General features: G+C 37.3%; 26 protein-coding genes and 2 pseudogenes. 10 read left to right on the top strand and 18 right to left on the bottom strand.

From position 1 onward, the window contains the following. The first annotated feature begins 24 nt into the window (after positions 1-24). The 3 genes and pseudogenes from dnaG (at position 25) to ACQ86H_RS26145 (ending at position 3,622) form a co-directional block, all read left to right on the top strand. Positions 25-2,004 (top strand): annotated as a pseudogene (gene dnaG / locus ACQ86H_RS26155) (DNA primase). A 192-nt stretch (positions 2,005-2,196) separates the two neighbouring features. Further along, the gene (locus ACQ86H_RS26150; protein WP_138819720.1) at positions 2,197-2,562 is read left to right on the top strand and encodes a YraN family protein; all 366 of its coding nucleotides are present in this window, start codon (positions 2,197-2,199) and stop codon (positions 2,560-2,562) included. After that, positions 2,540-3,622, top strand: coding sequence for a glutaminyl-peptide cyclotransferase (locus tag ACQ86H_RS26145; RefSeq protein WP_431292991.1), 1,083 nt, complete (start codon positions 2,540-2,542; stop codon positions 3,620-3,622). The genes ACQ86H_RS26150 and ACQ86H_RS26145 overlap by 23 nt, the downstream gene beginning before the upstream one ends. Positions 3,623-3,905: 283 nt before the next feature. Here ACQ86H_RS26145 and ACQ86H_RS26140 read toward each other — a convergent pair whose 3' ends face one another. The 5 genes from ACQ86H_RS26140 to ACQ86H_RS26120 form a co-directional block, all read right to left on the bottom strand. Then, positions 3,906-4,436 carry a DUF4251 domain-containing protein gene (locus ACQ86H_RS26140; RefSeq protein ID WP_431292990.1) on the bottom strand — a complete coding sequence of 177 codons (531 nt, stop codon included), beginning with the start codon at positions 4,434-4,436 and terminating at the stop codon, positions 3,906-3,908. 96 nt (positions 4,437-4,532) lie between these two features. Next, a complete protein-coding gene (locus ACQ86H_RS26135) occupies positions 4,533-4,829 on the bottom strand; it encodes a hypothetical protein (protein WP_431292989.1) in 297 nt (98 codons plus the stop codon). A 17-nt stretch (positions 4,830-4,846) separates the two neighbouring features. Next, the gene (locus ACQ86H_RS26130) at positions 4,847-5,167 is read right to left on the bottom strand and encodes a hypothetical protein (protein ID WP_431292988.1); all 321 of its coding nucleotides are present in this window, start codon (positions 5,165-5,167) and stop codon (positions 4,847-4,849) included. Between the two features lie 90 nt (positions 5,168-5,257). Then, positions 5,258-5,599: a TfoX/Sxy family protein gene (locus tag ACQ86H_RS26125; RefSeq protein WP_431292987.1), complete on the bottom strand. Its 342-nt coding sequence runs from the start codon at positions 5,597-5,599 to the stop codon at positions 5,258-5,260. After that, positions 5,596-6,147, bottom strand: a complete 552-nt coding sequence (locus ACQ86H_RS26120) for a hypothetical protein (RefSeq protein ID WP_431292986.1) — start codon at positions 6,145-6,147, stop codon at positions 5,596-5,598. Before ACQ86H_RS26120 ends, ACQ86H_RS26125 begins: the two co-directional genes overlap by 4 nt. Before the next feature lie 133 nt (positions 6,148-6,280). Between ACQ86H_RS26120 and ACQ86H_RS26115 the strand changes: the two genes are divergently transcribed. The 4 genes from ACQ86H_RS26115 (at position 6,281) to ACQ86H_RS26100 (ending at position 10,351) form a co-directional block, all read left to right on the top strand. Continuing rightward, the gene (locus ACQ86H_RS26115) at positions 6,281-6,889 is read left to right on the top strand and encodes a ribonuclease HII (protein WP_431292985.1); all 609 of its coding nucleotides are present in this window, start codon (positions 6,281-6,283) and stop codon (positions 6,887-6,889) included. A 22-nt stretch (positions 6,890-6,911) separates the two neighbouring features. Then, positions 6,912-8,114, top strand: a complete 1,203-nt coding sequence (locus tag ACQ86H_RS26110; protein ID WP_431292984.1) for a glycosyltransferase — start codon at positions 6,912-6,914, stop codon at positions 8,112-8,114. A 357-nt stretch (positions 8,115-8,471) separates the two neighbouring features. Beyond that, positions 8,472-9,551 (top strand): glycine cleavage system aminomethyltransferase GcvT, encoded by a 1,080-nt coding sequence (gcvT, locus tag ACQ86H_RS26105; protein WP_431292983.1) that lies wholly within the window; start codon positions 8,472-8,474, stop codon positions 9,549-9,551. 119 nt (positions 9,552-9,670) lie between these two features. Continuing rightward, entirely contained in the window at positions 9,671-10,351 is a 681-nt protein-coding gene (locus tag ACQ86H_RS26100) for a 2-phosphosulfolactate phosphatase (RefSeq protein WP_431292982.1), read from the top strand. Here ACQ86H_RS26100 and ACQ86H_RS26095 read toward each other — a convergent pair. The 4 genes from ACQ86H_RS26095 to gldB all read right to left on the bottom strand — a co-directional run bounded on the left by ACQ86H_RS26095 (position 10,348) and on the right by gldB (position 14,366). Beyond that, complete coding sequence (locus tag ACQ86H_RS26095) at positions 10,348-11,265, bottom strand: hypothetical protein (protein ID WP_431292981.1); 918 nt, start codon at positions 11,263-11,265, stop codon at positions 10,348-10,350. The two genes, ACQ86H_RS26100 and ACQ86H_RS26095, sit on opposite strands and share 4 nt — an antisense overlap. A gap of 71 nt (positions 11,266-11,336) precedes the next feature. Then, positions 11,337-11,897: a M12 family metallopeptidase gene (locus ACQ86H_RS26090; RefSeq protein WP_431292980.1), complete on the bottom strand. Its 561-nt coding sequence runs from the start codon at positions 11,895-11,897 to the stop codon at positions 11,337-11,339. A gap of 546 nt (positions 11,898-12,443) precedes the next feature. Next, positions 12,444-13,214 (bottom strand): patatin-like phospholipase family protein, encoded by a 771-nt coding sequence (locus ACQ86H_RS26085; protein ID WP_108197491.1) that lies wholly within the window; start codon positions 13,212-13,214, stop codon positions 12,444-12,446. A 117-nt stretch (positions 13,215-13,331) separates the two neighbouring features. Continuing rightward, the gene (gene gldB / locus ACQ86H_RS26080) at positions 13,332-14,366 is read right to left on the bottom strand and encodes a gliding motility lipoprotein GldB (RefSeq protein ID WP_138819731.1); all 1,035 of its coding nucleotides are present in this window, start codon (positions 14,364-14,366) and stop codon (positions 13,332-13,334) included. Between the two features lie 30 nt (positions 14,367-14,396). On the opposite strand from gldB, the gene ACQ86H_RS26075 reads away from it, so the two are divergent. Both ACQ86H_RS26075 and ACQ86H_RS26070 read left to right on the top strand, forming a co-directional pair. Continuing rightward, entirely contained in the window at positions 14,397-15,071 is a 675-nt protein-coding gene (locus tag ACQ86H_RS26075; RefSeq protein WP_431292979.1) for a porin family protein, read from the top strand. 49 nt (positions 15,072-15,120) lie between these two features. Next, entirely contained in the window at positions 15,121-16,761 is a 1,641-nt protein-coding gene (locus tag ACQ86H_RS26070) for an NAD+ synthase (protein WP_431292978.1), read from the top strand. 205 nt (positions 16,762-16,966) lie between these two features. Here the strand turns inward: ACQ86H_RS26070 and ACQ86H_RS26065 are convergent, their stop codons facing one another. The 6 genes and pseudogenes from ACQ86H_RS26065 to rsmI form a co-directional block, all read right to left on the bottom strand. Next, on the bottom strand, positions 16,967-17,383 hold the full coding sequence (locus tag ACQ86H_RS26065) for an OsmC family protein (RefSeq protein ID WP_138819734.1): 417 nt from the start codon (positions 17,381-17,383) through the stop codon (positions 16,967-16,969). 89 nt (positions 17,384-17,472) lie between these two features. After that, entirely contained in the window at positions 17,473-17,991 is a 519-nt protein-coding gene (lspA, locus tag ACQ86H_RS26060) for a signal peptidase II (protein ID WP_246862691.1), read from the bottom strand. 5 nt (positions 17,992-17,996) lie between these two features. Further along, positions 17,997-18,458, bottom strand: a complete 462-nt coding sequence (locus ACQ86H_RS26055) for a DinB family protein (RefSeq protein ID WP_431292977.1) — start codon at positions 18,456-18,458, stop codon at positions 17,997-17,999. After that, positions 18,451-19,905: an apolipoprotein N-acyltransferase gene (lnt, locus tag ACQ86H_RS26050; protein ID WP_431295480.1), complete on the bottom strand. Its 1,455-nt coding sequence runs from the start codon at positions 19,903-19,905 to the stop codon at positions 18,451-18,453. The genes ACQ86H_RS26055 and lnt overlap by 8 nt, the downstream gene beginning before the upstream one ends. 299 nt (positions 19,906-20,204) lie before the next feature. Continuing rightward, positions 20,205-20,857 (bottom strand): annotated as a pseudogene (locus ACQ86H_RS26045) (PH domain-containing protein). A gap of 38 nt (positions 20,858-20,895) precedes the next feature. Further along, a complete protein-coding gene (gene rsmI, locus ACQ86H_RS26040; protein WP_431292976.1) occupies positions 20,896-21,609 on the bottom strand; it encodes a 16S rRNA (cytidine(1402)-2'-O)-methyltransferase in 714 nt (237 codons plus the stop codon). 98 nt (positions 21,610-21,707) lie between these two features. Here rsmI and serS point away from each other — a divergent pair, with 98 nt between their 5' ends. Further along, positions 21,708-22,979: a serine--tRNA ligase gene (gene serS / locus ACQ86H_RS26035; RefSeq protein ID WP_431292975.1), complete on the top strand. Its 1,272-nt coding sequence runs from the start codon at positions 21,708-21,710 to the stop codon at positions 22,977-22,979. Between the two features lie 180 nt (positions 22,980-23,159). Here the strand turns inward: serS and ACQ86H_RS26030 are convergent, their stop codons facing one another. From ACQ86H_RS26030 to ACQ86H_RS26020, 3 genes are all read right to left on the bottom strand, one after another. Then, positions 23,160-23,474 carry a hypothetical protein gene (locus ACQ86H_RS26030; protein ID WP_138819741.1) on the bottom strand — a complete coding sequence of 105 codons (315 nt, stop codon included), beginning with the start codon at positions 23,472-23,474 and terminating at the stop codon, positions 23,160-23,162. A 97-nt stretch (positions 23,475-23,571) separates the two neighbouring features. Further along, positions 23,572-24,258, bottom strand: a complete 687-nt coding sequence (locus ACQ86H_RS26025) for an SIMPL domain-containing protein (protein ID WP_431292974.1) — start codon at positions 24,256-24,258, stop codon at positions 23,572-23,574. Positions 24,259-24,772: 514 nt separating this feature from the next. After that, positions 24,773-25,225, bottom strand: coding sequence for a cold-shock protein (locus ACQ86H_RS26020; RefSeq protein ID WP_029277369.1), 453 nt, complete (start codon positions 25,223-25,225; stop codon positions 24,773-24,775). Positions 25,226-25,253 lie beyond the last annotated feature (28 nt).

Raw genomic sequence — 25,253 nt, 5'->3', positions numbered from 1 at the left:
AAAGCCCCTTAAGGGGTTTGGGGTATGATAAACCGCGAAACGATAGATAAGATAATGGATACCGCCCGCATTGAGGAGGTAGTTGGGGATTTTGTGCACTTAAAAAACGCGGAACCAGTTTAATTGGTAATTGCCCTTTCCATGGCGAAAAAACACCATCATTTCACGTATCTGTAACTAAGGGCATATATAAATGCTTTGGTTGTGGTAAAGGGGGCGATTCAGTGCGCTTTATTATGGATCATGAAAAATATTCATATCCGGAAGCGCTCAAATTTTTAGCCAATAAATACAATATTGAAGTTGAGGAAACCGAGCTCAGTCCGCAGGATGCTGAAGCACAAAGCGCAAAAGAAAGCCTTTACGTTGTTTCACAATATGCTGCTGCGTTTTTCGTAAAACAGCTTTGGGAAACAGATGAGGGCAGGGGGATAGGCCTGAGCTATTTTAAAGAGCGTGGTTTCAGGGAAGATATCTTGAAAAAATTCGAGGTTGGTTATTCTCCTGACGTGTGGGATGCGATGACGCAAAGCGCAACCAATGCAGGTCATAAATTAGAGTTTTTAGAAGCCACCGGATTATCGATCAAAAACGATAATGGTAAAATTTACGATCGCTTTCGCGGTCGGGTCATGTTTCCCATCCACAACTTTACCGGTAGGATAATCGGTTTTGGAGGTAGAACACTTAAAACCGATAAAAATGTTCCCAAATATGTAAACTCGCCTGAAAGCGAAATTTACCACAAATCGAATGTGCTTTATGGCTTGTTCCACGCCAAAAAAGCCATCCGCGATCTCGATAACTGTTACCTGGCCGAAGGTTATGCCGATGTACTTTCGGTGCATCAGGCCGGTATAGAAAACGTAGTGGCCTCATCAGGTACTTCGTTAACGGTAGAGCAGATTAAACTGATCGGGCGTTTTACCCAGAACATTACCATTTTGTTTGATGGTGATGCTGCGGGTATTAAAGCCTCTCTGCGTGGCTTGGATATGATCCTGGAAGAAGGGCTGAACGTAAAAATCGTTTCCTTCCCCGATGGCCATGACCCTGATTCTTATATGCATCATGTGGGCGCCGGGGCATTTAAAACCTATCTTGAGGAGAATAGAAAAGATTTTATTTTATACAAGGCGAATGTGCTGCTTAAAGATGCGGGCAACGATCCGATCAAAAGAGCAGGTATTATCCGTGATATTGTAGAAAGTATTGCCAAAATCCCTGACCCGATTAAAGCATCTGTTTTTATCCGTGAGTGTAGCAGTTTACTTGAAATTGATGAACATATCTTACTGAGTGAATTAAATAAAATGCGCTCGGCCAAGCTCAAAAAAAGCTTTGATAACAACCAGCGTGCAACCCCTTCATCAAGTCCAAAAACATATTCTCCCGGTGCACCTGAGCCACTTGGCCCGCCTGATGATTTATGGGATGACAGTGCGGGCCCAAAGGGTTACGAGCAGCCCGTAGAAGAGGATGAGCACCAGGAAAAAGAAATTGTGCGCTTGTTGTTAGCTTTCGGGCACGAATTTGTAAACTGGGATAAAATTGATGATATGTACATCGGTTCATTCATCATGCAAAACCTGAGCGATGTAGAATTTGATGATCCACTTTGCAAAAGAATTATCGATTATTATAAATCAGAAATCGACAATGGCAGATTACCTACATCGAACCATTTTGTTAAGCATGAAGATCGGGATATTGCCGATCTTGCGATTACACTTTCTACTTCCGAGTACGCTTTAAGTGAAAACTGGTTAAATAAACATCTGATCTATGTTAAAGATGAATCGATGAATTTAAAAGCGACTATTTTAGGAGGCATTTTTCACCTTAAAAAACGTAAAGTCGAAAAAAATATTGATGAATCTGTTGAAAGAAATTAAAGAAGAAAAGAACGAGGATAACCAGATGATTTTAATGCAACGTTATGGAGTGATTAAAGGTGTAGAGAGAGAAATTTCTAAGTTTCTGGGCTCAGTTATTGTTAAGTAAATTACAAATGACTGGAGTCCTGTAGAGATTTCGTCATCTCGACTGAAGCTTAGCGAAATGGAGAGATCTATCTAAACAGATTTTGCTTCGCAGAGCCTTCGGGTTCTCGACTGCGTTGCACTCCGCTCGAAATGACGGTTTTTCCAGTATGACGATTGTCCAATGAAAAATTCGATCATTCAATAATTAGATATGGCGCTCCATAATGATTTAGGTAAAGAAGGCGAAAAAATTGCCAAACAATATCTCGAAGATCAGGGTTATGAGGTTTTGGATGAAAACTGGACGCATGGTAAGGCAGAGGTAGATTTAATTGTTTATAAAAATGGCATTATGGTTTTTGTAGAGGTTAAATCGCGGAGTTCGGTTGCTTTTGGCGAACCAGAAGAATTTGTACACAAAGCGAAACAAATTCAGATGGAATTGGCCGCTAATGCCTATATTGACATCATGAATCATCAAAATGATATCCGTTTTGATATTATTGCGATTACCTTTACAAAAAATAAAAATTATAAATTAAACCATATAGAAGATGCGTTTTGGCCTGAAGATTAACCCTATTAAAAATTTCTTATTTATTGGAATTGCACTTGCATTCGTGAGTTCTTGTAAAGACCACTCTACCACAACTTACCGTAGCTTTATTTCTCCTTTAACCGGTCTTAATGTACCATCTGGAAATGAATTTGATGTGAAGGTACAGTTTGGATCCGAGCAAAAAGTAGATTCGGTAGTTTATTTGATCGATACCGTTAAAGTAGCTTCAAAAACTGATACTTCAGCCATCAAACTTAAAACAGCGGGTTTAAAATTGGGTAATCACCTGCTAACTGCCAAAATATTTGATGCGGGAAAATCAGAAGATCTAACTTCAAATATTAATGTGCTGGCGGCTCAGGCACCCACTGAATATACTTATAAAGTGATTAAGAGCCTGCCCCACGATACCTCTTCGTATGTAGAAGGTTTAGAATACCATGACGGTTTCTTCTACGAAAGTGCCGGCGATTATGGTCATTCCAGCTTGCGTAAAGTAGATCCATCAACCGGGAAAATTCTTCAGAAAACAGATTTAGATAAGCAGTATTTTGGCGAAGGCATAACCGTGATTGGAAACAAGATTATTCAGCTAACTTATCGCGAAAAAGTAGGCTTTGTTTATGATAAAGCTACCTTCAAAAAACTATCCGAGTTTTCTTACACTACAGGCAGAGAAGGCTGGGGCCTGGCTTTTGATGGAGAGAAAGTATTGAATACCGATGGTTCAAACACGATCTTTTTTCTGAATAAGGATACCTATCAGAAAATTGGTTCGATTGATGTTTTTGATAATAAGGGCCCGATTCAAAATCTGAATGAACTTGAAATTATTGATGGTAAAATTTATGCAAACGTGTATACAACCAATGAAATCATGATCATCAACCCGGAAACGGGGGCCGTTGAAAGCAAGATTGATTTATCTGGATTATTACCAGCTGATTACTTTAAAACCGAAGATGAAAAGGCCAATAATGTATTAAACGGAATTGCTTACGATAAGGCAGGCAAAAGGCTTTTTGTAGCCGGCAAGAAATGGCCCCATATATTTCAGATCGAGTTGATTAAGAAATAATTTAATTATCGATATGTCACATTGAGCTTGTCGAAATGCTTTAATACGAATTTAAGTAGGCCCTTCGACAGGCTACCATTGACAGAATCCACTATTTCGGTCGTCATTCTCGCGCATGCGGGAATCTTAATGCAAGCGTTTTAAGATTATTCATAAGTATTCCCTTGTTTCAAGGGCATTCATGAGCACTCCGTGGTTCCCAATCAAGTTGGGAATGACGATTTCTCAAGGGATTCATATTGATTTTTATACAATAAATATTATCCCTCAGGATGACAAGTACCTAATCCTGTTTCTTCGGCTCGTCTAAATAACCATTAAAAATGATAGGTTGTTTATTCATGCTGCTAGCAGTTAGCGAAGCATAACCATTGGTCGAAATATTAATAGTAAACCGATAATTTTCTCTTGTTACATCCTTAGTATCAATCTGGATAATATAGGTTCCTTTTTTATTTTTCGATTCGGTGTAGGAGAATTTTTTTGAGGTAAATTTAATACCACCTTGTGTCGGATCCATCGGAGCAGAAAAAGACCTTCCAAAATAAGGAAGATATGCAACAATACTGTCTTTAGTAACCTTTACATCGTATTGCGATCCCGTTAGGTTTATTGAAGAGCCTCCCTGGCCGCCTGGCATCATTGCTAATACTCTGTTAACATCATTGTTCGACATTGGCAAGGCTGAGTTGGCAACAAAAGTATAATTTTTATCTGCTACAATTTTTACTGTAGTTTCTTTATTGGTTTGGGCAAAAGAATGAAATCCTATCGAAAGAAATGTAAGGCTCAATATTAAATTTAAACGTTTCATAATGTGTGTTTTAAATGTGTAACAATTTAAAGATGCACAAACCCGAAAGATTCCATAATAGTGCCAAAAATGGAATGTAGTGTAAATTTAACGAATTTAGTTTTTAGATAAGGGGTTGGTCTTTTCTGAATAACCCGATTTATACATAGGATTAGTTTTTTCAGTTTCCGAAGCACCCAGTGTTGTGAATTTATATAACCCTGCAGGAAGGTCATTCAGTTCTATTTCTCCATTTTCGTTTGTCATTAACGTAATTAAACTTCCACCGGGATTTTTACCGCCTTTAACAATTATTCCTCCAATTGGCGATCCTGCCACCCTCGATTTGGGATTAGTGGAAGGTACTGAAATGGTAAATTTATAACTCCCCATGCTGGTATTATTAAATTCCATTTCTCCATTTTGGTTGGTCACAAGTGTAATGGTATTGCCCCCGGGTTTTTACCGCCTTTAACTACAATGCCGCCAATAGGTTGCCCTGCAACAAAACTTACCTCACCAGTTGTCACATCCAGTTTACCCTTAATAGATTTCATGATGCAAGGAAAGTGAGATTCCGGATAATTTACTTTGCAATAATCACAGTAATGCCCCTCAGGTGCCTGTACTCTTGATTGCTGAGTGTTTGTTTCTTTCGCCGTTGATGTTTGTGTTGCAGTTCTTTTAACCTGAGCTAAAACCGTAAATGAAATACCTAGCAGAAATACTGCTACAGCAGCCCGTTTTTTCATAATATTTGATTAGTTAACATAAAATTAATCAAAAAATATGGCTCTTGCTAGTTTTTGAATGTGGAGCAGGACAATAGATTGTGTATGTGATTATTTCTTTTTTGATGCTTTTGCAAAAGGATTGAAGGCCAGGGCAAGGGTAACCCAGAAATCAAGCTCATCATTCCGGCTTAAAACATCTTCTGAAACCGAAATATAACCCTTCATCAGTATGCCGCCCATCACCATTTGTTCCCAGCCATCTTTATGCGATAGCTTTTCTAAAGTGGCTGGGTCAATCCTCACCATGATGCTGTTCTTAGAAACACCAATGCACATTTTACCGTTCACCATAAAAATAAGTCCACCGAACATCTCTTTTTCTGTCACGTCTTCTATATGCATTAACCGTTCGGCCACTCGGAGTGTAAGGGTTTCGTTGTATATTCTCATAAGTCATCTGTATGGTCTATTGAAACAAATTTGATTCCCTTTGAGATAAAGAAATCTTTAAGCATGCTAAATTTTTCTGTACAATTTTCACCTGTGTTTATTTTTTTTGAACTGAACTTCATGCCAAGGCAATCGAAGCAGATCTCAACATAAGCGATTACCTTTCTTTTTTCGTTAAAGAATAATATGGCATTATGAGGATCATAGCAGGCCATTCTATCTATAATTACTCCATATTTTTGGGATATATAGCCATAATTAAAAAATAGATCTGTGAGTTTATCAATATCTGCTTTAGAAAGCCTAATTTCTTCTTTAACCATCTTGCTATCCAAAATACCTTTTTTTACAGGCAAATGGCTTGAAAATTCTGATATCGTATCTTGAAAAGATATTAAGGATACAAATTCTGTTCTATTAAAGGGGTAAAATAGTTTCCTTTGCGCAGTACTATATTTATCTCTATGCATGCAATGGGAGTTCTTCTCCATTAACGAATCCTGCTCTTCAATCGATAAATTTTCTAATTCTTTTATTTGTGCAAACAATGAACTACAAATTAAAAAGAAACAGAAGGTATTTAAGATTTTTAACATGACTGAAGCTTGCTGTGTTTAAAACTAAATTACATCTTTATAAACCATTTTTCAATAATCGTACGTTATTCTTTAAATTTGCAATATGTTATTAAACTGTTATCAGGAAGAATTATTAGAGGCTGGATGTGATGAAGCTGGAAGAGGTTGCCTCGCAGGTCCTGTTTTTGCTGCTGCGGTTATTTTACCAAAAGGTTTTGTGTTAGATGGATTAAATGATTCTAAACAGTTATCGCATGAGCAAAGAGCGCTGTTAAGGCCAATTATTGAACAAGAGGCTTTGGCCTGGGCTGTAGCTTCTTGTGATCATGAAGAAATCGATCGCATTAATATTTTAAATGCCTCTTTTTTGGCCATGCACAGGGCGATTGAACAATTACATACCCAGCCCCAATATCTGGTGATTGATGGCAATCGTTTCAAAACCTATCCGCAGATTCCGCATAGTTGTATTGTTAAGGGTGATGGTAAATATTTAAACATTGCGGCGGCTTCTATACTGGCAAAGACGCACCGAGATGAATACATGACAAATTTACATATCGATTATCCACATTATAACTGGATGCAGAATAAAGGCTATCCCACAATAGCACACCGTAAAGCCGTGATCGAAATCGGATTATCACCCTTTCACCGTAAAACTTTTAATGTAAGCGATCCCCAGTTGGATCTGTTTTCAAAAAACGCCTGAAATTTCGTAATTTCACAGCATTGTGAAAATTCTGTTGATTACCAAGCGGATTCCCTTTCCGCCAAATAGTGGTTACCCTATTGTGGTGTATAATACCATAAAAGGTTTGCTGCAGCTTGGTGCAGATATCACTTTGTTTAGCCTTAATCCGATAAAAGGAAGGATTGATATCGAAGATATCTACGATCCTGTTTTTGAACAGATTAAATATCATACCTGTGATTTAGATACCGATGTAAATGTATGGTCGGCATTTTTTAATATTTTTACGAACGAATCGTACAATGTTTCCCGTTATTATAGCGAAGATGCTGCGCGACAGTTAGAAAATCTCTTACGGGAAAATGTATTCGATATTATTCAATTTGAGGGGCTTTTTGTTGTTCCTTATCTGGATGTGGTGAAGGCAAACAGTAATGCCAAGCTCATCTATCGGGCGCACAATATCGAATTTACCCTTTGGGAACGTCTTTCTCATTCAGAAAAGTTTCTCATCCGGCGCAAGTATTTAGCTTTTTTAGCCCAGCGGCTTAAAGCCTATGAAACCGATCAGATTAACCGTTTCCACCATATTTTTGCCATTAGTGAACCCGATCGGCAGAGTATATTAATGTTTGGCTGCGAAATTCCGATGTCGGTTTTTCCGGTTGCCATCGATTTAGAAAAATATAAAGTAGATAAAAGTAAAACCAGTTTTCCTACACTGTTTCATTTAGGTGCAATGGACTGGAGGCCAAATCAGGAAGGCTTAGAATGGTTTTTAGATGATATCTGGCCCGATATTGAAAAACTGAATAAAGACCTTCGTTTTTATATCGCAGGGAAAAATATGCAGAAACACTTCTTCGAATACGATTCAGAAAATCTGATTGTAGAGGGAGAAGTTTTTGATGCGGTAGAGTTTATGAATTCTAAAGCAATTATGATTGTTCCTTTAATTTCCGGCACCGGAATGCGGGTGAAAATTATTGAAGGCATGGCCATGAAAAAATGCATTATTGCCACCACTACTGCCGCAGAGGGAATTAATTGCAGGCACGGACATGATATTTTAATTGCTGATTCTGCGGATGAATTTTACCGGTCGATTTTACAGTGTATCATTAACCCGAAACGTTGGGTAGAAATAGGAGAGAACGCTCGTAAGACTGTCGAAAACGACCATGGTGTGCATTTAATCTCCAGTAAAATGCTGAAGATTTACGAAGAATTGGTGAGTGCATAGGTGGATTTCAGATTTGACGACTTTAATAGGTATCAAGAGTGAAAGTTGTCAACTCTAAAATGTAGTCAGATAGAAGCTAAAAAAGACGAATTCTATATTCCGTTCATCCTTTCGACTGGAGCGAAGTGAAATCTAATGCAACTTATAGATTTCCCGGCTACGCTCAAAATGAAGATTCCGCCGGACAATAATGACTTAGTTAAAGTGGTTTCAGTCCAAAAACTCCTTAAAATTAAGCTCAGAATTTTGTCTTTTTCTTAGTACTTTTGCACCCCAAGAAGATTAACGAATAAAGCTGTCATAATTCAAAGAATATCAGCTATACTGGCTTCATTATCATAAAAATAGAATTTACGGATGAAAAACACCGCATTAACAGAAAAACACATCGCTTTAGGCGCTAAAATGGTTCCATTTGCAGGTTACAATATGCCTGTTACTTACGAAGGTATTAATGCTGAACATGCAACTGTTCGAAATGGTGTAGGTGTTTTTGATGTAAGCCACATGGGCGAATTTATTCTTAAAGGTGAAAACGCTTTGGATCTTATTCAACGCGTAACCAGTAACGATGCTTCTAAATTATATGATGGAAAAGTTCAGTACTCTTGCCTGCCAAATCAAGATGGCGGGATTGTAGATGATCTTTTGGTTTACAAAATAGATGATAAAAGCTATATGTTGGTGGTAAATGCATCAAACATTGAAAAAGACTGGAACTGGATTCAACAATTCAATTCGAAAGATGTTGAGATGCACAATATTTCTGATCAAACCTCTCTTTTGGCCATTCAAGGACCAAAAGCGGCTGATGCTTTACAAAGCTTAACAGATGTTGATTTGGCTTCAATGGAGTATTATACTTTTGTAAAAGGTACTTTTGCTGGTGTTGATAATGTGGTTATTTCTGCAACTGGCTATACGGGAGCTGGTGGCTTCGAGATTTATTTCGAAAACCAATATGCTGATCAAATTTGGGATGCTATTTTTAATGCGGGTGCACCGTATAATATTAAGCCAATTGGCTTAGGTGCCCGTGATACTTTGCGTTTGGAAATGGGTTTCTGTTTATACGGAAATGATATTGATGATACTACTTCACCAATTGAAGCTGGTTTAGGTTGGATTACTAAATTTTCTAAATCTTTTACCAATTCGGAGGCATTATTGGCGCAAAAAGAAGCTGGTATTCAAAAGAAATTGGTTGGTTTCGAAATGATCGACCGTGGCATCCCGCGCCATGATTATGAAATTGCTGATGCTGAAGGAAATATCATCGGTAAAGTAACTTCTGGTACCCAGGCGCCTTCTTTACAAAAAGCAATCGGTATGGGCTACATTGCAAAAGATTTCACTAAAGAAGGAACTGAAGTTTTTATTTTAATCCGCAATACGCCAATTAAAGCTAAAGTGGTTAAGTTTCCTTTTTATAAATAGGATTTGAGACAATAGATATGAGATTTGAGACGGTTTGGCCGCTAAAATCTCATATCTCATATCTCAAGACTCATATCTCATCGCATGTCAAAAAAATAGAAGTTTGTTTAACGCCAGCCTTGATCGATCTATATGATATCGAACAAAGCATTGTAGTGGTTATCGATATTTTGAGAGCGACCTCCTCTATTACTTATGGGATAGATAATGGTGCTGAAGCGATTATTCCAGTGGCTCAGGTGGAAGATTGTTTAAGCTATCGCAATAGCGGATTTTTATTGGCAGCAGAACGAAATGGAGAGGTAGTTGCAGGCTATGATTTCGGCAATTCGCCATTCTCTTATACTCACGAAAAAGTAAACGGGAAAACGGTTGTTTTAACCACTACCAATGGTACAAAAGCTTTGCATCTGGCACAGAAAAGGGCCTGTCAGGTTGTAATTGGATCTTTCCTAAATTTAGATTCTCTTTGTAACTATTTAAAAAGCCAGGATAAAAATGTGCTTTTGCTTTGTGCCGGTTGGAAAGATCAGTTCAATTTAGAGGATACTCTTTTTGCTGGTGCGGTGGTAACCAATCTCCGTCAAAATTTCGAACATTTTGATGATTCCAGTGTAGCTGCAGAAGATTTATATTCTTTGGCTAAAGCAGATCTGAGAAAGTATCTTCACAAATCATCGCATAGCCATCGCCTGGCTCAGTTGAATATAGAGGAAGATGTTGTGTTCTGTTTGCAGCTAAATCTGTGCAAAACAATTCCGGTATTGGAAGGCGAACGTTTGGTGGCCTTAAAAAATTAAAAGCTGAAATTTAATCCTAATAATATTGCATTTTTTCTAAAATTAGCACCATTAAATTGAGTTTCCTCTGTTGCCCGGCTATTAAAATAAGCTTTATCTACGCCAGAGTAAGTGTTGATATTATTGATCTCATAGTCAACTTCTACCCGTAAACTTTCGCTTACCGGTACAGCAAGATTGATATCGCCACTTAATGAAAAGGAATTTGCCTTATGTGTAAAGCTTACAGGTTTTGCAAAATCAGGAATTAAATTCCAGTTGGCTTTTGCTGAATAAGTATAAAAACCGCCTAATACTTTAGCACTTATGCTGAATTTCTGCATTTTAAGAACGAGTTCTGCTCCAAAATCGAAGCCTTTATATCTTGCTTCGTATGTAGAGTTTAAGCCTTTGCTGTCGGGGTTATTTGCACTTTCTAACAGATGAAATTTTTGTTGATGGTATGAAAGTCCGGCAATTGGATTGATGTTAAAATCGCCAAATTTTAGCAGTTGGTAACTGAGCTGTAAACCGGCATCATATAAGTAACCTTTATTTGCGTTGAGCAGATCGAAATAAAAAGCATTTTGCCTGTTATCATCTGTATAATCGGTATCCTCTGCCTCGCCCTTAGTTATGCTGCTGTATTGGTTGGTGGCTTTAACACTGAACCGCCCGGTAATACTGTATTTGATGTCTAACCCAAAACCAGGCCCTTTAAGATTTTTCCAGATCAGTTCTGATAGTACATTCGGACTGGTTCCGGCCGCATTGCCGGCAATAGACCAATCGAATTTAGATTGCTGGAGACCGATATAAGGTTTTACGCTCCACTTGTGAGGGTTGTCTTGTGCTGATACAACTTTACAGAATAGGATCAGGATTGAGCAGACTAAAAACTGTTTGAAGAAGGAAATCCGCCAAGCGACCAGCATATCTGTTTTTATTTTATAGCAGTAAAATACACATAGTGGCCAGTTATACCACTATGTGTAATAATTATTTTCTAAAATGGATATACCGAGGCGATAAATGATTTATCGGTGGCTGATAATACAGCATTCCATCCCACCTCGAAATCACCGATAGTTAATTCGTTTGGAACCGAATAGTGCATGATCGAATTTTTATCATATGCACTATAATTGGTTTGTGTAGTACTGTATTTTGCAAATAAGTTATTGTCTACATCTGCCTGACTCCAATAATTTGGTGCTGCAGCATAATAGGCATAAACAGCAGGTTTATCCCAAGGTATAGCTACTAATGGGTGTTGGTGCTCATGGATCAATCCTAAAGCGTGACCGAATTCGTGGATAACTACGCGACTATATTCAGAATCTGCTGTGCTTGCAGTTAACCAGCCATAGTTCATGGTAGCACCTGTGCTGGGAGTTGATTTTCCGATGTAAGACCAGGATCCATCTCCACTAACAAAACTTACCCTGATTTTGGCTGTATTATCGTTTGTTACAAAGTTGAATTTGATGTTGGCGTATTGTTCCCATGCCTTCGCGTATTGGATTACTTTAGCTCTGATAGCTGCTGTACTTCCGTTTAAGCTCACTTTAATCGTAGTTCCCGGAGTCCATTTTGTTGACTTTAGAACGGCGCCTCTTGGGATAGTACCATCTAAAGATCTTTCTGTACAGATCTGAATGTTACCAAGCGGATTAACAGCAGCTATTTCTGGTTTCTCTAAATCTGCAGTTTCTGCAGGTCTTTCTTTTTACAAGCGTATAATACTGAAGACAGCGCAAGGGCAGTTAATAAGGTTCTATTTAATTTAAAAAATTTCATGTTTAGGTTTTTTAGGTAAATAATGATCTGATTTTTAGCTGAAAAACAAGTCAGAAAATAGTGAAGACAGGAATTCTTCTTCTTTGGAAAAGAATAATTTGGTTGAAAAACATAGGTAGACATTTAGGTTTAGCTTACCTCACATTTGTGAAGTATAATCCTAAAGTAAAATATTATTGTGTTACCACCAAAAGAAATGTAATATTTTTATTTCATAATTGTATTTTTTATATGATATTTAAAAGTATAAAAAATAAATAATAATGTAGTTTTAATATTACATTTTTACGAAATTTGGTTTTTTGATTACCTGTTACTTTGTAATTAATTCAGAGATTGTTGGACTATTTTTAATGGTAATTAAGGCTTCCTCGTGTGCAAGCCAGTAAATATCCTCTGCACGTTTCATGTCGAATGTACTAATGGCGCCTAAACCTTTTGGTTCGATTAACACATTACAGAATTTAGCCTTTCTTTCCATATCATGATTGATAGACATGATGCCCGCACGGCCCATTAAATTGGTGATACCTGTAATTTTATCAACTGGTTTAAGGTGGTTACAGGACGAGCCTATAATGAAATCGCACTCATCCATTAAAGGTTCGACCGGGAAATTATTTAAAATGCCGCCATCCACATACATCTGACCATCAATCATAATGGGTTTAAAAATGCCAGGTATACAACTGGAGGCATGAATGGCTCTGATTAGCGGCCCTTTTGTAAAATAAACCAACCGGCCTTCGCTAAAATTTACAGCAGCAATGGTTAGTGGTATTTTTAGCTTTTCAATTGAATCTTCCGGAAAATATTCCTTTAAAATTAAAGCGGTATTTTCGATATTAATTAAGCCTAGTGAACCTACTGCCGGGCGTACAAAGCGCCATAGCTTCGTTTTGAGGAAAATATTTAATCCCTCTTCGGGATCTATACCAGCAGCAAAAAAGGCTCCGGCTATCGCTCCTGCACTTGTTCCGCTAATGTGACTAAAGGTAATGCCCAAATTGCTAAAGGCTTTTAAAACGCCTAGATGAGCTATTCCCCTAATTCCTCCACCCGATAATACAATGCCAACTTTCATAGATTTAATTTAGGATGATTACTTAAAAGTTCAACTGATCAATTTTATTGCTTAATTGTTGTATTGTTAAATTGTTTTGGCCCTTAAAACTGATGACTAAAAACTGCAAACTGATAACTATCGCTGTTGTTTAGGTTTATACTTCGATTGATTTAAAATTTTCTGCGCATCGTTATCTGCCATTAATTGTTGCAAAGTAACATCAGGATGAATTTTCATATATTTCTTAACAATTTGCCAGCCCATCCATACACCCAATTTTGGTGCCGAATCTCTATTTTCGCCTAAACCTGGCGTAAATGGCCCTTCTGATAAAAATACCTGAATTTTTTGATAGTCGGTTTCATACAGGTAATTGTTCTCTAAAAAATATGCCCAAATATCTCCTTCAAAATTTTGTGCCCAGTCTAATTGCTGTTGCGTATATCCGATTTTGGTAGAATCGCCTAAATTTTCAGGCAAAACCTGGTCAAGAAAATATAAAATCTTTCCCTGGAAAATCATTTTAGATAACAGTGTTCTATTATCATCAGGCTCAGCAAAAAGTTCTTCGTGGGCATACGTTTCGGCTACACGGGGCACAATATATTCAGGTGCAAACCTTCGGGAAAGATATAAGGGTACACTTTGCACAATGGCCCTGTAAAATTTGCTGTCTTTACCCAGAAACATATCTAAACCAATGCCCAGATAATTATCACCTACGGGCATTTGGTAAGCAAAACCCGAAGCAAAAGAAATAAATTTTGGAATCTTCGCTTTCGGGTAATAATATTTAATGTATTTAAAAGTTTCGTTTAATCCCTCTTCCTGAACTTTTAAGTTTGGGAAAACGCTATCAACTTCTTTGCTTAAATCGGTATAGGCCTGATCGTGGTATAAATTGGTCAGCGATTCGGTGTTGGAATATTTACTGTCTAAAATCCGATGGATAAAATCATCATAAAACACACCATACTTTGAAGTTAGTTGTTTGTTTACATCAATCGCATTTTTGTTTTTTCCGTTAAACAGCTCTTTATCAAATCTTTCAATTTTAATGTTTACCTGTATATTACTTACATCGGGCCTGTTGCTATGTCTGCAGGAAATAAATGTGATGGCAAAAAGAAAAATTAGATAAATTTGCCAGTGTTTTACGTTATACATCATGTATCACAAATATATATAAACACCTATAGCATGAAAAGAATATCGACCATTTTAATTTTGTCTGTTTTAAGTTTTGGCGCATGGGCGCAAAACTCTCCTTTAACCAGTTACGGCTTTAGGCTAGGTTTAACTGCTACCCCGACTTTTGGCTGGATTAAACCGGAGCAGGGAAAAACAGAAGGAATAGCTTTGGGCTTTTCTTATGGATTAATTGGTGATTTTAATTTTGCTCCAAATTATAGTTTTTCAACTGCACTAACCATCACCTCTGTTAACGGTAAAAGTACAGAAGCCAATGTTTTACCTTATTATGCAGCCAATAGCAGTACAGCACCAAAAGCTTACGATTTAAAATATAAACTACAATACATAGACCTGCCATTAACCATTAAATTAAAAACCGTAAAGACTGATGGGAAACGTTGGTATGGCCAGTTTGGGTTGTCTAATTCAATCAACATTAGTGCAAAACAAGATGCGGTTACAGGTGGATCGGTTGTTGGCGATAATTTAAATGTGTCTGATAACATCAAACTTTATCGTGTCGGATTAATTATTGGTGGAGGTGGCGAATTTGATATTTCGGGCAATACCAGCATCGTTGCCGGTTTAACTTTTAATAACGGTTTCACTAATATTGTAACAGATAAAGCCAGAAATGTTAAAAATCATTACCTGGCGCTTAACTTCGGCGTATTCTTTTAATCGTGTACATTGTCTTGATACTCACTTCTCATCACTTGATACTACAACCATGAAAATAGCACTAGCACAACTTAATTACCATATCGGAAACTTTGAGGCCAACACTAAAAAAATAACCGAAAATATTCAATTGGCTAAAGATAAAGGAGCTGATCTGATTGTGTTTGCGGAATTAGCTATTTGTGGATATCCCCCAAGAGATTTTTTGGAGTTTGATGAGTTTATCGCACTGTGCGAAAGTGCTGCTCAGGAGATAGCCGGGCATTGTACAGATATTGCTTGTATTGTCGGTTTGCCGATAAAAAATGAAATATTACAGGGGAAAGACCTGTATAACGCAGCCTATTTTATCGAAGCAGGAAAAGTTAAGGCAGTTGTTAAAAAAGCACTATTACCAACGTACGATGTATTTGATGAATATCGCTATTTCGAACCTGCCACGCAATTTAACTGTATCGATTTTAAGGGTAAAAAAATTGCCTTAACCATTTGCGAAGACCTGTGGAATATCAACGATAATCCATTATATGTATCAAATCCAATGGATGAGTTGATTAAGGAGCAGCCAGATGTAATGATCAATATTGCAGCATCTCCTTTTTCTTATACCCATGATGATGAACGTATTAAAGTATTGTCTGATAATGCAAAGAAGTATAACCTGCCAGTATTTTATGTAAACCAGGTGGGAGCACAGACTGAGATTATTTTTGATGGTGGTTCTTTGGTTTTCGATGCTGATGGAGCTGTGAAAGCAGAGATGAAGTATTTTGAAGAAGATCTCCAGGTTTTTGATTTAGAAGAGGTTGAAAGTGTGCGTAATAAGTACCCTAAATCGGAAAGATTAACAGATATTGAGCAGATTCACGATGCATTGATTTTAGGCATTAAAGATTATTTTAGGAAATCTGGTTTTAGTAAAGCAGTTTTGGGCTTATCCGGCGGAATTGATTCTGCTGTGGTTTGTGCCCTGGCCTGTAGTGCGTTAGGGCCGGAGAATATAATGGCTGTTTTAATGCCTTCTAAATTTTCTTCCGACCATTCCGTTCAGGATGCTTTAGATTTGGTTAACAATATTGGTTGTATGCACGAAATTGTGCCAATTAAAGAAGTTGCAGAAGCATTTGATCATATACTGGCACCAGCTTTTAAGGGCTTGCCTTTTAATCTTACCGAAGAAAATATCCAGGCCCGTATCCGTGGCATCATTAACATGGCGATGAGCAATAAATTTGGTTATATTTTATTGAATACCTCTAATAAAAGCGAATGCGCAGTAGGTTATGGTACCTTGTATGGAGATATGTGTGGTGCGATTGGCGTCATTGGGGATGTATATAAAATGCAGGTTTTTGAACTGGCCAGGTACATTAATAAGGAGAGGGAAATTATACCGGTTAATACTATTGTTAAACCACCTTCAGCAGAATTGAGGCCTGATCAGAAAGATTCTGATTCGTTGCCTGAATATGAAATCTTGGATAAAATATTATACCAGCACATCGAAAAGAAACAGGGGTCAAAAGCCATTATTGCGCAGGGTTTTGATGAAACATTGGTGTTGCGTATTTTAAAGATGGTAAATGTCGCTGAGTTTAAACGTTACCAAACACCACCTATTTTAAGGGTATCGCCTAAAGCCTTCGGTATGGGAAGAAGAATGCCGATAGTTGGAAAATATATGGCTTAGGTTGCTTGATTGATCAATTGCTGAGGTTGTTAAATTGTAAATTGCCAATTGAGAACTGTTAATTGGTTAACGGTTAATTGTTTAAGCTGTGAATTTGTAGACGGGTCGTCATCTCGACTGAAGCGCAGCGGAATGGAGAGATCTATTTCTCGACTGCGTTGCACTCCGCTCGAAATGACGATCTATTACCGGTCCGCCATCACAATTAAGCTAAAGTTGCATCGACTGTAATGGTTGTATTCAATAATTTAGAGATCGGGCAGTTTTTCTCCGCATCGGCTACCAGCTCATTAAATTTTTCTTGTGTTAAATCAGGTACAGAAGCCGTTAAAGTTAAATGCGATTCAACGATTTCTCCTTTTGATGGATCAAGGTTAATTTCACATTTAGTTTCCAGTTTATCTGCTGTAAATCCTGCTTCAGTTAAGTTTGCAGATAGTTTCATGGTAAAACAGCCTGCGTGTGCTGCAGCAATTAATTCCTCCGGATTTGTACCAACACCCTCTGCAAAGCGAGAATTAAAAGAATATTGAGTATTATTTAAAGTAGTGCTTTGTGTAGTGATGTTACCATTACCTTCTTTAATAGAACCTTGCCATACGGCTGTTGCATTTCTTTTCATGATTGGATTTTATTTTAAAATTGTTTAACACCTAAAGATAAAAATATGTTTGTTTAAAGGTGACAATTCTTTGTTAAGAAATAATGTGATTATTCAAGTTTTTCTATTGGTTCTTCTTTAACCATCTTGCTTCTTAACGATTGAAAAAGTAATATGCCAACACCTATCATAATCGAAATATCAGCAAAATTAAAAACACCTGTTTGGAAGAGGTAAAAATCTATGTGCATAAAATCGGTAACTGATCCATGTACAATCCGGTCATATAGATTGCCAATGCCGCCACCAATCAGAAAACACAAAGCAATTTGCATAGTCATTTGTAAATTACGTTTGGCAAAAAGAAAATATAACCCGTAGCCCAAAAATAATAACGGTAAACCTGTTAAAATAATTAGTCTGAAAATATAGGGCATATTATCGCCAAGACTTAAAAATGCACCACTGTTTTCTACTTTCATCAAGGTAAAATGGTCTTTTATAATGCTGATATGCTCATACTCACTAATTTCGTTACGGACAATTTTTTTTGAAATCTGATCACAGCCAAAATTTAAAGTTAATAACAAGAGCAGTATCGACCAGCGGAAGTTTTCTATTTTTTGCATAATTTTTATCTGATAATGTCGGCATCAATAGGTACGTAACCTAAATGCCTGCTTAACGACATGATTTGCCCTTTGTGATGAAACTCGTGGGTAACAACATGGGTAAACAATTGCAATGGGTTTACCTTTAAAATCTCTTCATTTCTGTGCAACTCCATTTCCTGCAGCTCATTTCCTTTAAATTTTTCGATAAATAAGCCAATATATTCATCTGCCTGGCTAAAATAAGTCTGGCAATCTTGTAAGGTCTGGTAATTTTCGAAAGGTAAAAACTCCTGTTCAATACCTAAGGCTCTTTCGCCAATCCACGCGCAATAGGTTTGACAGATATGAACCAACAAATTTCTGATGGAGCCTCTGCCAAACGAACTGTTGTTAGTTAAGAAATCCTGTTCTGAAATGCCCCTGATATAATTTAACAGGATATCTCTGGATGATAAAATGAAATCGTATTGTTCTTTAAACATGGCCTGGTTTCCTGATCCATTTTCTAAAAGGAATGATCAAAGCTAAAAGAATGGCTGTAAGACTGAAGAATTTTGCAATAATATCTCCACTTTTTACATAAAAGGTAATCTCGTCGTTCAGGTTGATGTTGGCTTTTAGCGCAGTTCTGGTCCACCATTTAGTGCTTTGTATTACATCCCCACGTTGATTGATGAAGCACGAAATTCCGGTATTGGCCGAACGCGCTACATCGCGATGGGTTTCAATAGCTCTTAGTTTGGCATACATTTCATGCTGATCTTTTCCTGAGGTATTTCCCCACCAGCCATCATTTGTAATAATAGCAATGAATTGTGCACCTTCTTTAACCTGCTCACCGATCCAGTCGCCCCATAAACTTTCGTAACAAACCACAGGAGCAACTCCGATACCGCTTTGGGCATAAAGCACACTTGGCTTATCTTGCCAGCCCCATCCGCCAACAGTTCCCCCTAATTGAGCAAAAACATCGTCTAAAAATGAAAATACTTTTGGGAAAGGCATTTTTTCTACCCCGGGAACCAATTTGGATTTATGGTAGAATTGAACATTTGCAGAATTTTCTACCTGCATCGCTGTATTAAAATTGTCGAAATAAAGGCCTTTCTGGTTATCAAATTTAGCTGTTATTGTTTTTTTATCCTGATAAATTTTAATGCTTTCTATACCAGTGATCAATGTTCCATTTTTATACTTTGATAAAAAGCTTTGTAGGTTGATGAAATCATTATTGCTTCTGATTCTATCTTCATCTGCGTAATTTGGAATGGCAGTTTCCGGCCAGATAAAATACTCTGTATTGGGCTGCCCGATCGAGTCTGACAGGTGTGTCAATATCCTGATTTGTTCGGCTGGTGGAATATTTTCCAGTTTCTGGTAGGGATCGATATTCGGTTGAACCACCACTACATTACTTGGGGTGCCTTTTTGTTCTGCTGTAAAGTATTTGGTTAGTGAAACGCTGATGGGTATAATCACCACCAAAGCCCAGATTCCTGCAGTTCTAAATCTTAAATAACCAGTCTGGGATTTGAATTTTTTGTAAGCTTCAAAAGCGAGAATATTGCTTGCTAAAATCCACAGCGAACCTCCGTAAATGCCAGTATAATCGTACCATTGTGCTAGCTGGTGCATTCCTGCTAAACCATTCCCTAATGTCATCCAGGGGAAGGCTAAATCCCAGGTTTGCTGCAGATATTCTAAAGCAATATAAAATGCGATTAATCCAAGATAAGCGATCTTTTTATTTACATATTTGCCCAACCTGTAGTATAACCAAAAAGCAAAGGTCATTAACAGTGCGCCCAATCCATAAGGGATTAGGGAGACAGGTAACGCCACTGCCGGGCCATTATAAGCGCTTATCGCATTATATACCCAATAAATTGATGCCGTATTCCAGGCTAAAAAAGTTAAACCTGCAGTCAGGAAAATTTTTTTCCTTGTTTTTTTTCTGCATTACCTGAAATGGAATCGAGCGCAATGAGTAAAGGTACCAAACCGATTAACAGCAAAGGTGTAGTAAAAGGCATTGGCGGCCATGCTAGCCAGAGTATAAGTGCACTTAAGAGGGCGAGGAGGTAAGTTTGTTTAGATTTCATATAAAATTACTTGTCATTCTTACGCAGGAAGAATCTCTAAGCGACAAAGAACTGACCTTTTTTTGTTAATGTAAGTACAGTGCAACTGTATTAAGGATGCTTCGTGCCTCAGCATGACAGTATGAATTACAAACTATCTAAAATATTTGCTTTTTTAGCTTCATATTCTTCCTGGGTAATCAGGTGTTTATCGTACAAGGTTTTAAGCTTGCGTAATTTTAAAGTGGTTTCATCTTCCGGCTCTTCTACAACTTCAGCAATTTGGATAACAGGTTCTATAGGTTCCGGAGTTGGTTCGTAAGCAGGAATTTCGGCTAAAGGCTGTGCATTTAAGTTAATGGGAGAGGCCGTTGCACGGTTTTCTTCCAGTTTTTGCTGGCGCAACATTTCCTTATACTCTTCTAATTGTTGGTTTGCAGCCTGATGTAATTTACGTGCCTGAACTTTCGGAATAAATTCAGTTACGATATTTTCGCCATGTTGTGGCACACAGATAAATTTAGAACCAAAAATTCTTCTTTAAATGAAACCTCTTTAATGCTTTTCCACGAAATATCCTTGAAATTCATCGTTAAGCCCAAATTACCAGGTTCGCAATAAAAAATGCGCTTGTTAGAAATCGCGATGCTGTCTGGTAACAAGTTTACTGCAGGTTTTTTCTGTACCGCTAAATATAAAAGTTCTTCGCCTGTGGTTAAAAGGTCATTTAATTTTCCAATAACTTTTTCAACCGCTTTTGGGTCTTGTTCGTCACTCAGAAATCTATCTATGCTAATCATAATAATTTTAAATTGTTGTGTTTGTTACGTTTTTAATGCTACTCTTCAGTATCTTCATATTTGTTTTTGCTTTTAACATTGGGTTTCCCCGCTATGCAAATTACAAATTCTCCTTTTAAAGTATTGTTTTCAAAATGTGATTTTATTTCTGCCAAAGTACCTCTTACAGTTTCTTCGAACATTTTGGTCAGTTCTCTGCTTACCGATGCCTGCCTGTCGGCGCCCAAATACTGCGCAAATTCCTCTAAAGTTTTTAATAAACGGTGCGGACTTTCGTAAAGTATAATGGTGCGGTCTTCTTCGGCCAGTTTTTTAAACTTTGTTTGTCTGCCTTTTTTTACCGGTAAAAAACCTTCGAAACAAAATGCATCTGCTGGTAAGCCCGAATTAACCAAAGCAGGTACAAAAGCCGTTGCGCCAGGTAAACACTCTACAGCAATATCATTTTTAATGGCCTCGCGTACCAGGAAAAAACCCGGATCGGAAATGGCTGGTGTTCCGGCGTCAGATATCAGAGCAATTTTTTGTCCTTCGTTTAAAAACCTGATAATTTCTGAAGTGGCTTTATGTTCATTATGCTGGTGGTGTGAAAAAACTCTTTTATCGATGCCAAAATGTTTCAGCATTGGGGCACTGGTACGGGTATCTTCAGCGAGAATCAGATCGCATTCTTTTAATATACGGATTGCCCTAAAGGTCATATCCTCCAAATTGCCTATGGGCGTTGGTACGAGAAATAGTTTGCCATCCATATTTCGGTTTGCAGTTTACAGTTAACGGTTTACAGTTTTTTCCAAACTCCTTACCCCAAACTCCAAACTCTTGCTATCTTTGCTTAAAAAATTAAATAATGCTGCAAGTTAACTATATCCGTGAAAATAGAGAGAAAGTTTTAGAACGTTTAAGTATCCGTAATTTTAAACAACCAGAACTGGTAGACGAAATCATTAAAATTGATGAGGACCGCCGTTCTACACAAACTTCCCTGGATAATATTTCTGCTGAAGCTAATGCAGCTGCCAAACAAATTGGCGATTTAATGCGTACTGGTAAAAAGGCGGAGGCGGAAGCGATTAAAGCACAAACTGCTTCTCACAAAGAAAATATCAAGAATCTCAGCGATAAATTGAATGAGTTGGAAGTTGCTCAACACAATTTAATCGTTCAGTTGCCAAACCTACCGTACCATTTGGTAAAACAAGGTTCTACAGCAGAAGACAACGAGATTGTTTTAACTCATGGTGAGCCTGCACAACTTCCAGCTAAGGCTTTGCCACATTGGGAATTGGCGGCAAAATACGATATCATAGATTTCGAGTTGGGCGTAAAAATTACTGGTGCCGGTTTCCCGGTTTATAAAGGAAAAGGAGCAAGATTACAACGTGCACTGATCAATTTCTTTTTAGATCATGCCACTGCAGCGGGTTATAAAGAAATGCAGGTACCTCATTTGGTTAATGCGGCTTCAGGTTTTGGTACCGGACAGTTACCTGATAAAGAAGGACAGATGTATCATTCAACTGTTGATGATTTATATTTAATCCCAACAGCTGAAGTTCCGGTAACGAATTTATACCGTGATGTAATTGTTAAAGAAGAAGATCTCCCAATTAAAAATACGGCTTATACACCTTGTTTCAGGAGAGAAGCAGGTTCTTACGGTGCTCATGTACGTGGTTTAAACCGTTTACACCAGTTTGATAAGGTTGAGGTGGTTCAAATCACCCATCCGGATAAATCGTACGAAACGCTGGAAGATATGAGCCTGTATGTTCAATCTCTTTTACAGGAGCTGGGTCTGCATTACCGCGTACTGCGTTTATGTGGCGGCGATATGGGCTTTACATCTGCCATGACTTACGATATGGAAGTTTGGAGTGCTGCACAAGAGCGTTGGTTAGAAGTTTCTTCTGTATCAAACTTCGAAACTTACCAGAGTAACCGTTTGAAACTACGTTTTAAAGGAAAAGAAGGCAAGGCACAACTGGCGCACTCTTTAAACGGAAGTGCATTGGCTTTACCGCGTATTGTGGCTTCGATTTTGGAAAACTACCAAACGGAAAACGGCATTAAAGTTCCGGAAGCTTTAGTGAAGTATACTGGGTTTGATATTATTGACTAGGGAAAACTAACGAAGTTTCAAGGGGCTGTGTTGATGTAACTTCGTTATATGCCTAAAAAGACTTACGAAGTTTTCTGCACACAGCACTTTTAAACTTCGTAAGAAATTATTCCTCATAAAAAAAGCTTTGCACTGCTGCAAAGCTTTTTGTTTTTATAGATAGATGAGTTTTTATAATGATTATAAAATCAGGATCAATAATAAAATGATGATGATAATCGCACCAACTGAAAGGTAAACACCTCCAGAAACGGCACGGGCCTGGCCTTTTAACTCTCTTAACTCGCTGCGTAAAGCTTTACGTTCAGCTCTTGTTAAGTTCGATTTGTCCATGTCTCTGATTTCTTCAACACGGGTTTTAATTTTTTCCAGTTTCACTGCCTGTTCTGCAGTTAATTCTGTTGGGTTTTTCGCAGGTTTATCAGCTGCCTGAGCTGAATTAAAACTAATGCCTAAAGCAAAAAACAAGGCTAACGTGTAGATGAATTTTTTCATAATATCTAATTTTTAGTGTTCGACCTATACGTAACAAAAAACCTACCAAAATGTTCTGGTAGGTTTTTAAAAGCATTAATTTAAGCGTTAAAAAATTTTATTTGATCTCAAAAATGGCATTTACCGTAAAATTCAGCTTAATCTTTTTGAAATCAATCTCTGGAGCGCCAGCCGCATCAGACATTTCAGCTTTCATCGCAAAATTTCTGTAAACCGGTTGTATAACATTGTCTCCACTATCCTGTATTTCAATTACAGCCCCTAATTTATCACCTAAAGCCTCAACCATATAAGCTGCTTTTTCTTTTGCCGCCAATAAAGCTTTAATTTTAAGATCTTTTTTCAAGCTCTCAATTTTAGAATAATCGTAGCTTTCAATATTGGTATTGGCAATTCCTTTGGCATCAATAGCTTCTAATATGGCATTGAACTTGTTCAGATCGCTCACTTTTAAACGATATTGTTTGCTGGCCAAGAAATCGGGATTTTTCTTTTTCTCTGTTTCATAGTTCCAGCTGCTTAAATTGCTAATGGTTAAATTTTCTTTTGCTATACCTGCTTTTTGAACGGCAGCAAACAGTTGTTTTTCCAGTTCAGTAATGTCTACTTTTTTCTTTCCGTTTAAATACTCTTTAAGTGAAATGCCGATGTAGATAATATCGGGGGTGACTTCTGTTTCTGCAGTTCCGCTTACATTAATTTTTCTACGTAAATCTACTTGTTGGGCCATCGCTGTTGATAAACCTAAAAATGCAACCAGTGCAAGTGCTATTAACTTTTTCATAATTTGTAGTGTTTTTAATTGTTATGAAGCTTGCATAAGCTTTTTTTATTTAGCTTTTGTTTGCTTATGCAGGTTTCATAATTTGTATTTCCTTTGTGTGTACTGTAATGATGTAAACGCTGTGCAAATTCCACACCGGGATTATATCTTTTTTATTTTTATAAACGATAGCTGCTTCGTAAAAGCTACAATTTCGTTACATAATAATCCTATGTCATTTACATACAGTAAGATAAATTAAGCATTAGTATCCCGAAGAAAAATAGAATAAGATAATATTTGTTACCCATCTAAATTGTTCGGGCCACTGCACAAGGTAGAAATGTATCTGGATTATTTATTTTCTAAAAAGGATGTTCAGAAAATAAGTAAGATGAATAAAATTATGCGCAAGGTTTTATGCTTAAATAGACGGAATTATATATGGTTATAAAACCTAGCGCAGCAGAGTTTTCTGCAGAATTTTAATCATGTTTTGCAATATGGAACTGCAAAGAGAATTGGATTTAGGTCATTAAACCTTTGATACTTTAACAGCAGTTGGTCCTTTTTGGCCCATTTCTACTTCAAACGTAACTTTATCACCTTCTTTAATCTGGGTGATTAAACCGTTTGCGTGAACGAAAATACTGTCTTGTGTTTCAGTGTTTTTAATAAAACCGTAACCTTTACTGTCGTTGAAGAAAGTAACTGTTCCTTTTTTAACAGGATTTTCATCAATGATGTCCTCTTGTCTTGAAATACCAATCTGAATATCTTCTGTATTAATTACTTTCTTTTTCTTCGGATCTGGTGGAGTAGAAGAGATGTTTCCGTTTTCATCAACGTAAGCCATCATATCTTCAAGTGCTAAACCTTTTTTGGCATTAGCCTGACGCTCTTCTTTTTTCTCTTGTTTGTCTTTTTGTTTTTTTAATCGTTTTTTTTCGTTCTCTTTTTTACTGTATGTTGCCTGAGATTTAGCCATATTTTATTTAATTGTTTGTTTTGAAGGG

This window comes from Pedobacter sp. P26 (assembly GCF_050632135.1).
GTDB lineage: Bacteria > Bacteroidota > Bacteroidia > Sphingobacteriales > Sphingobacteriaceae > Pedobacter.
The sequence above is the reverse complement of the archived record's forward strand: the minus strand, read 5'-3'. Positions and strand labels throughout refer to the sequence as shown.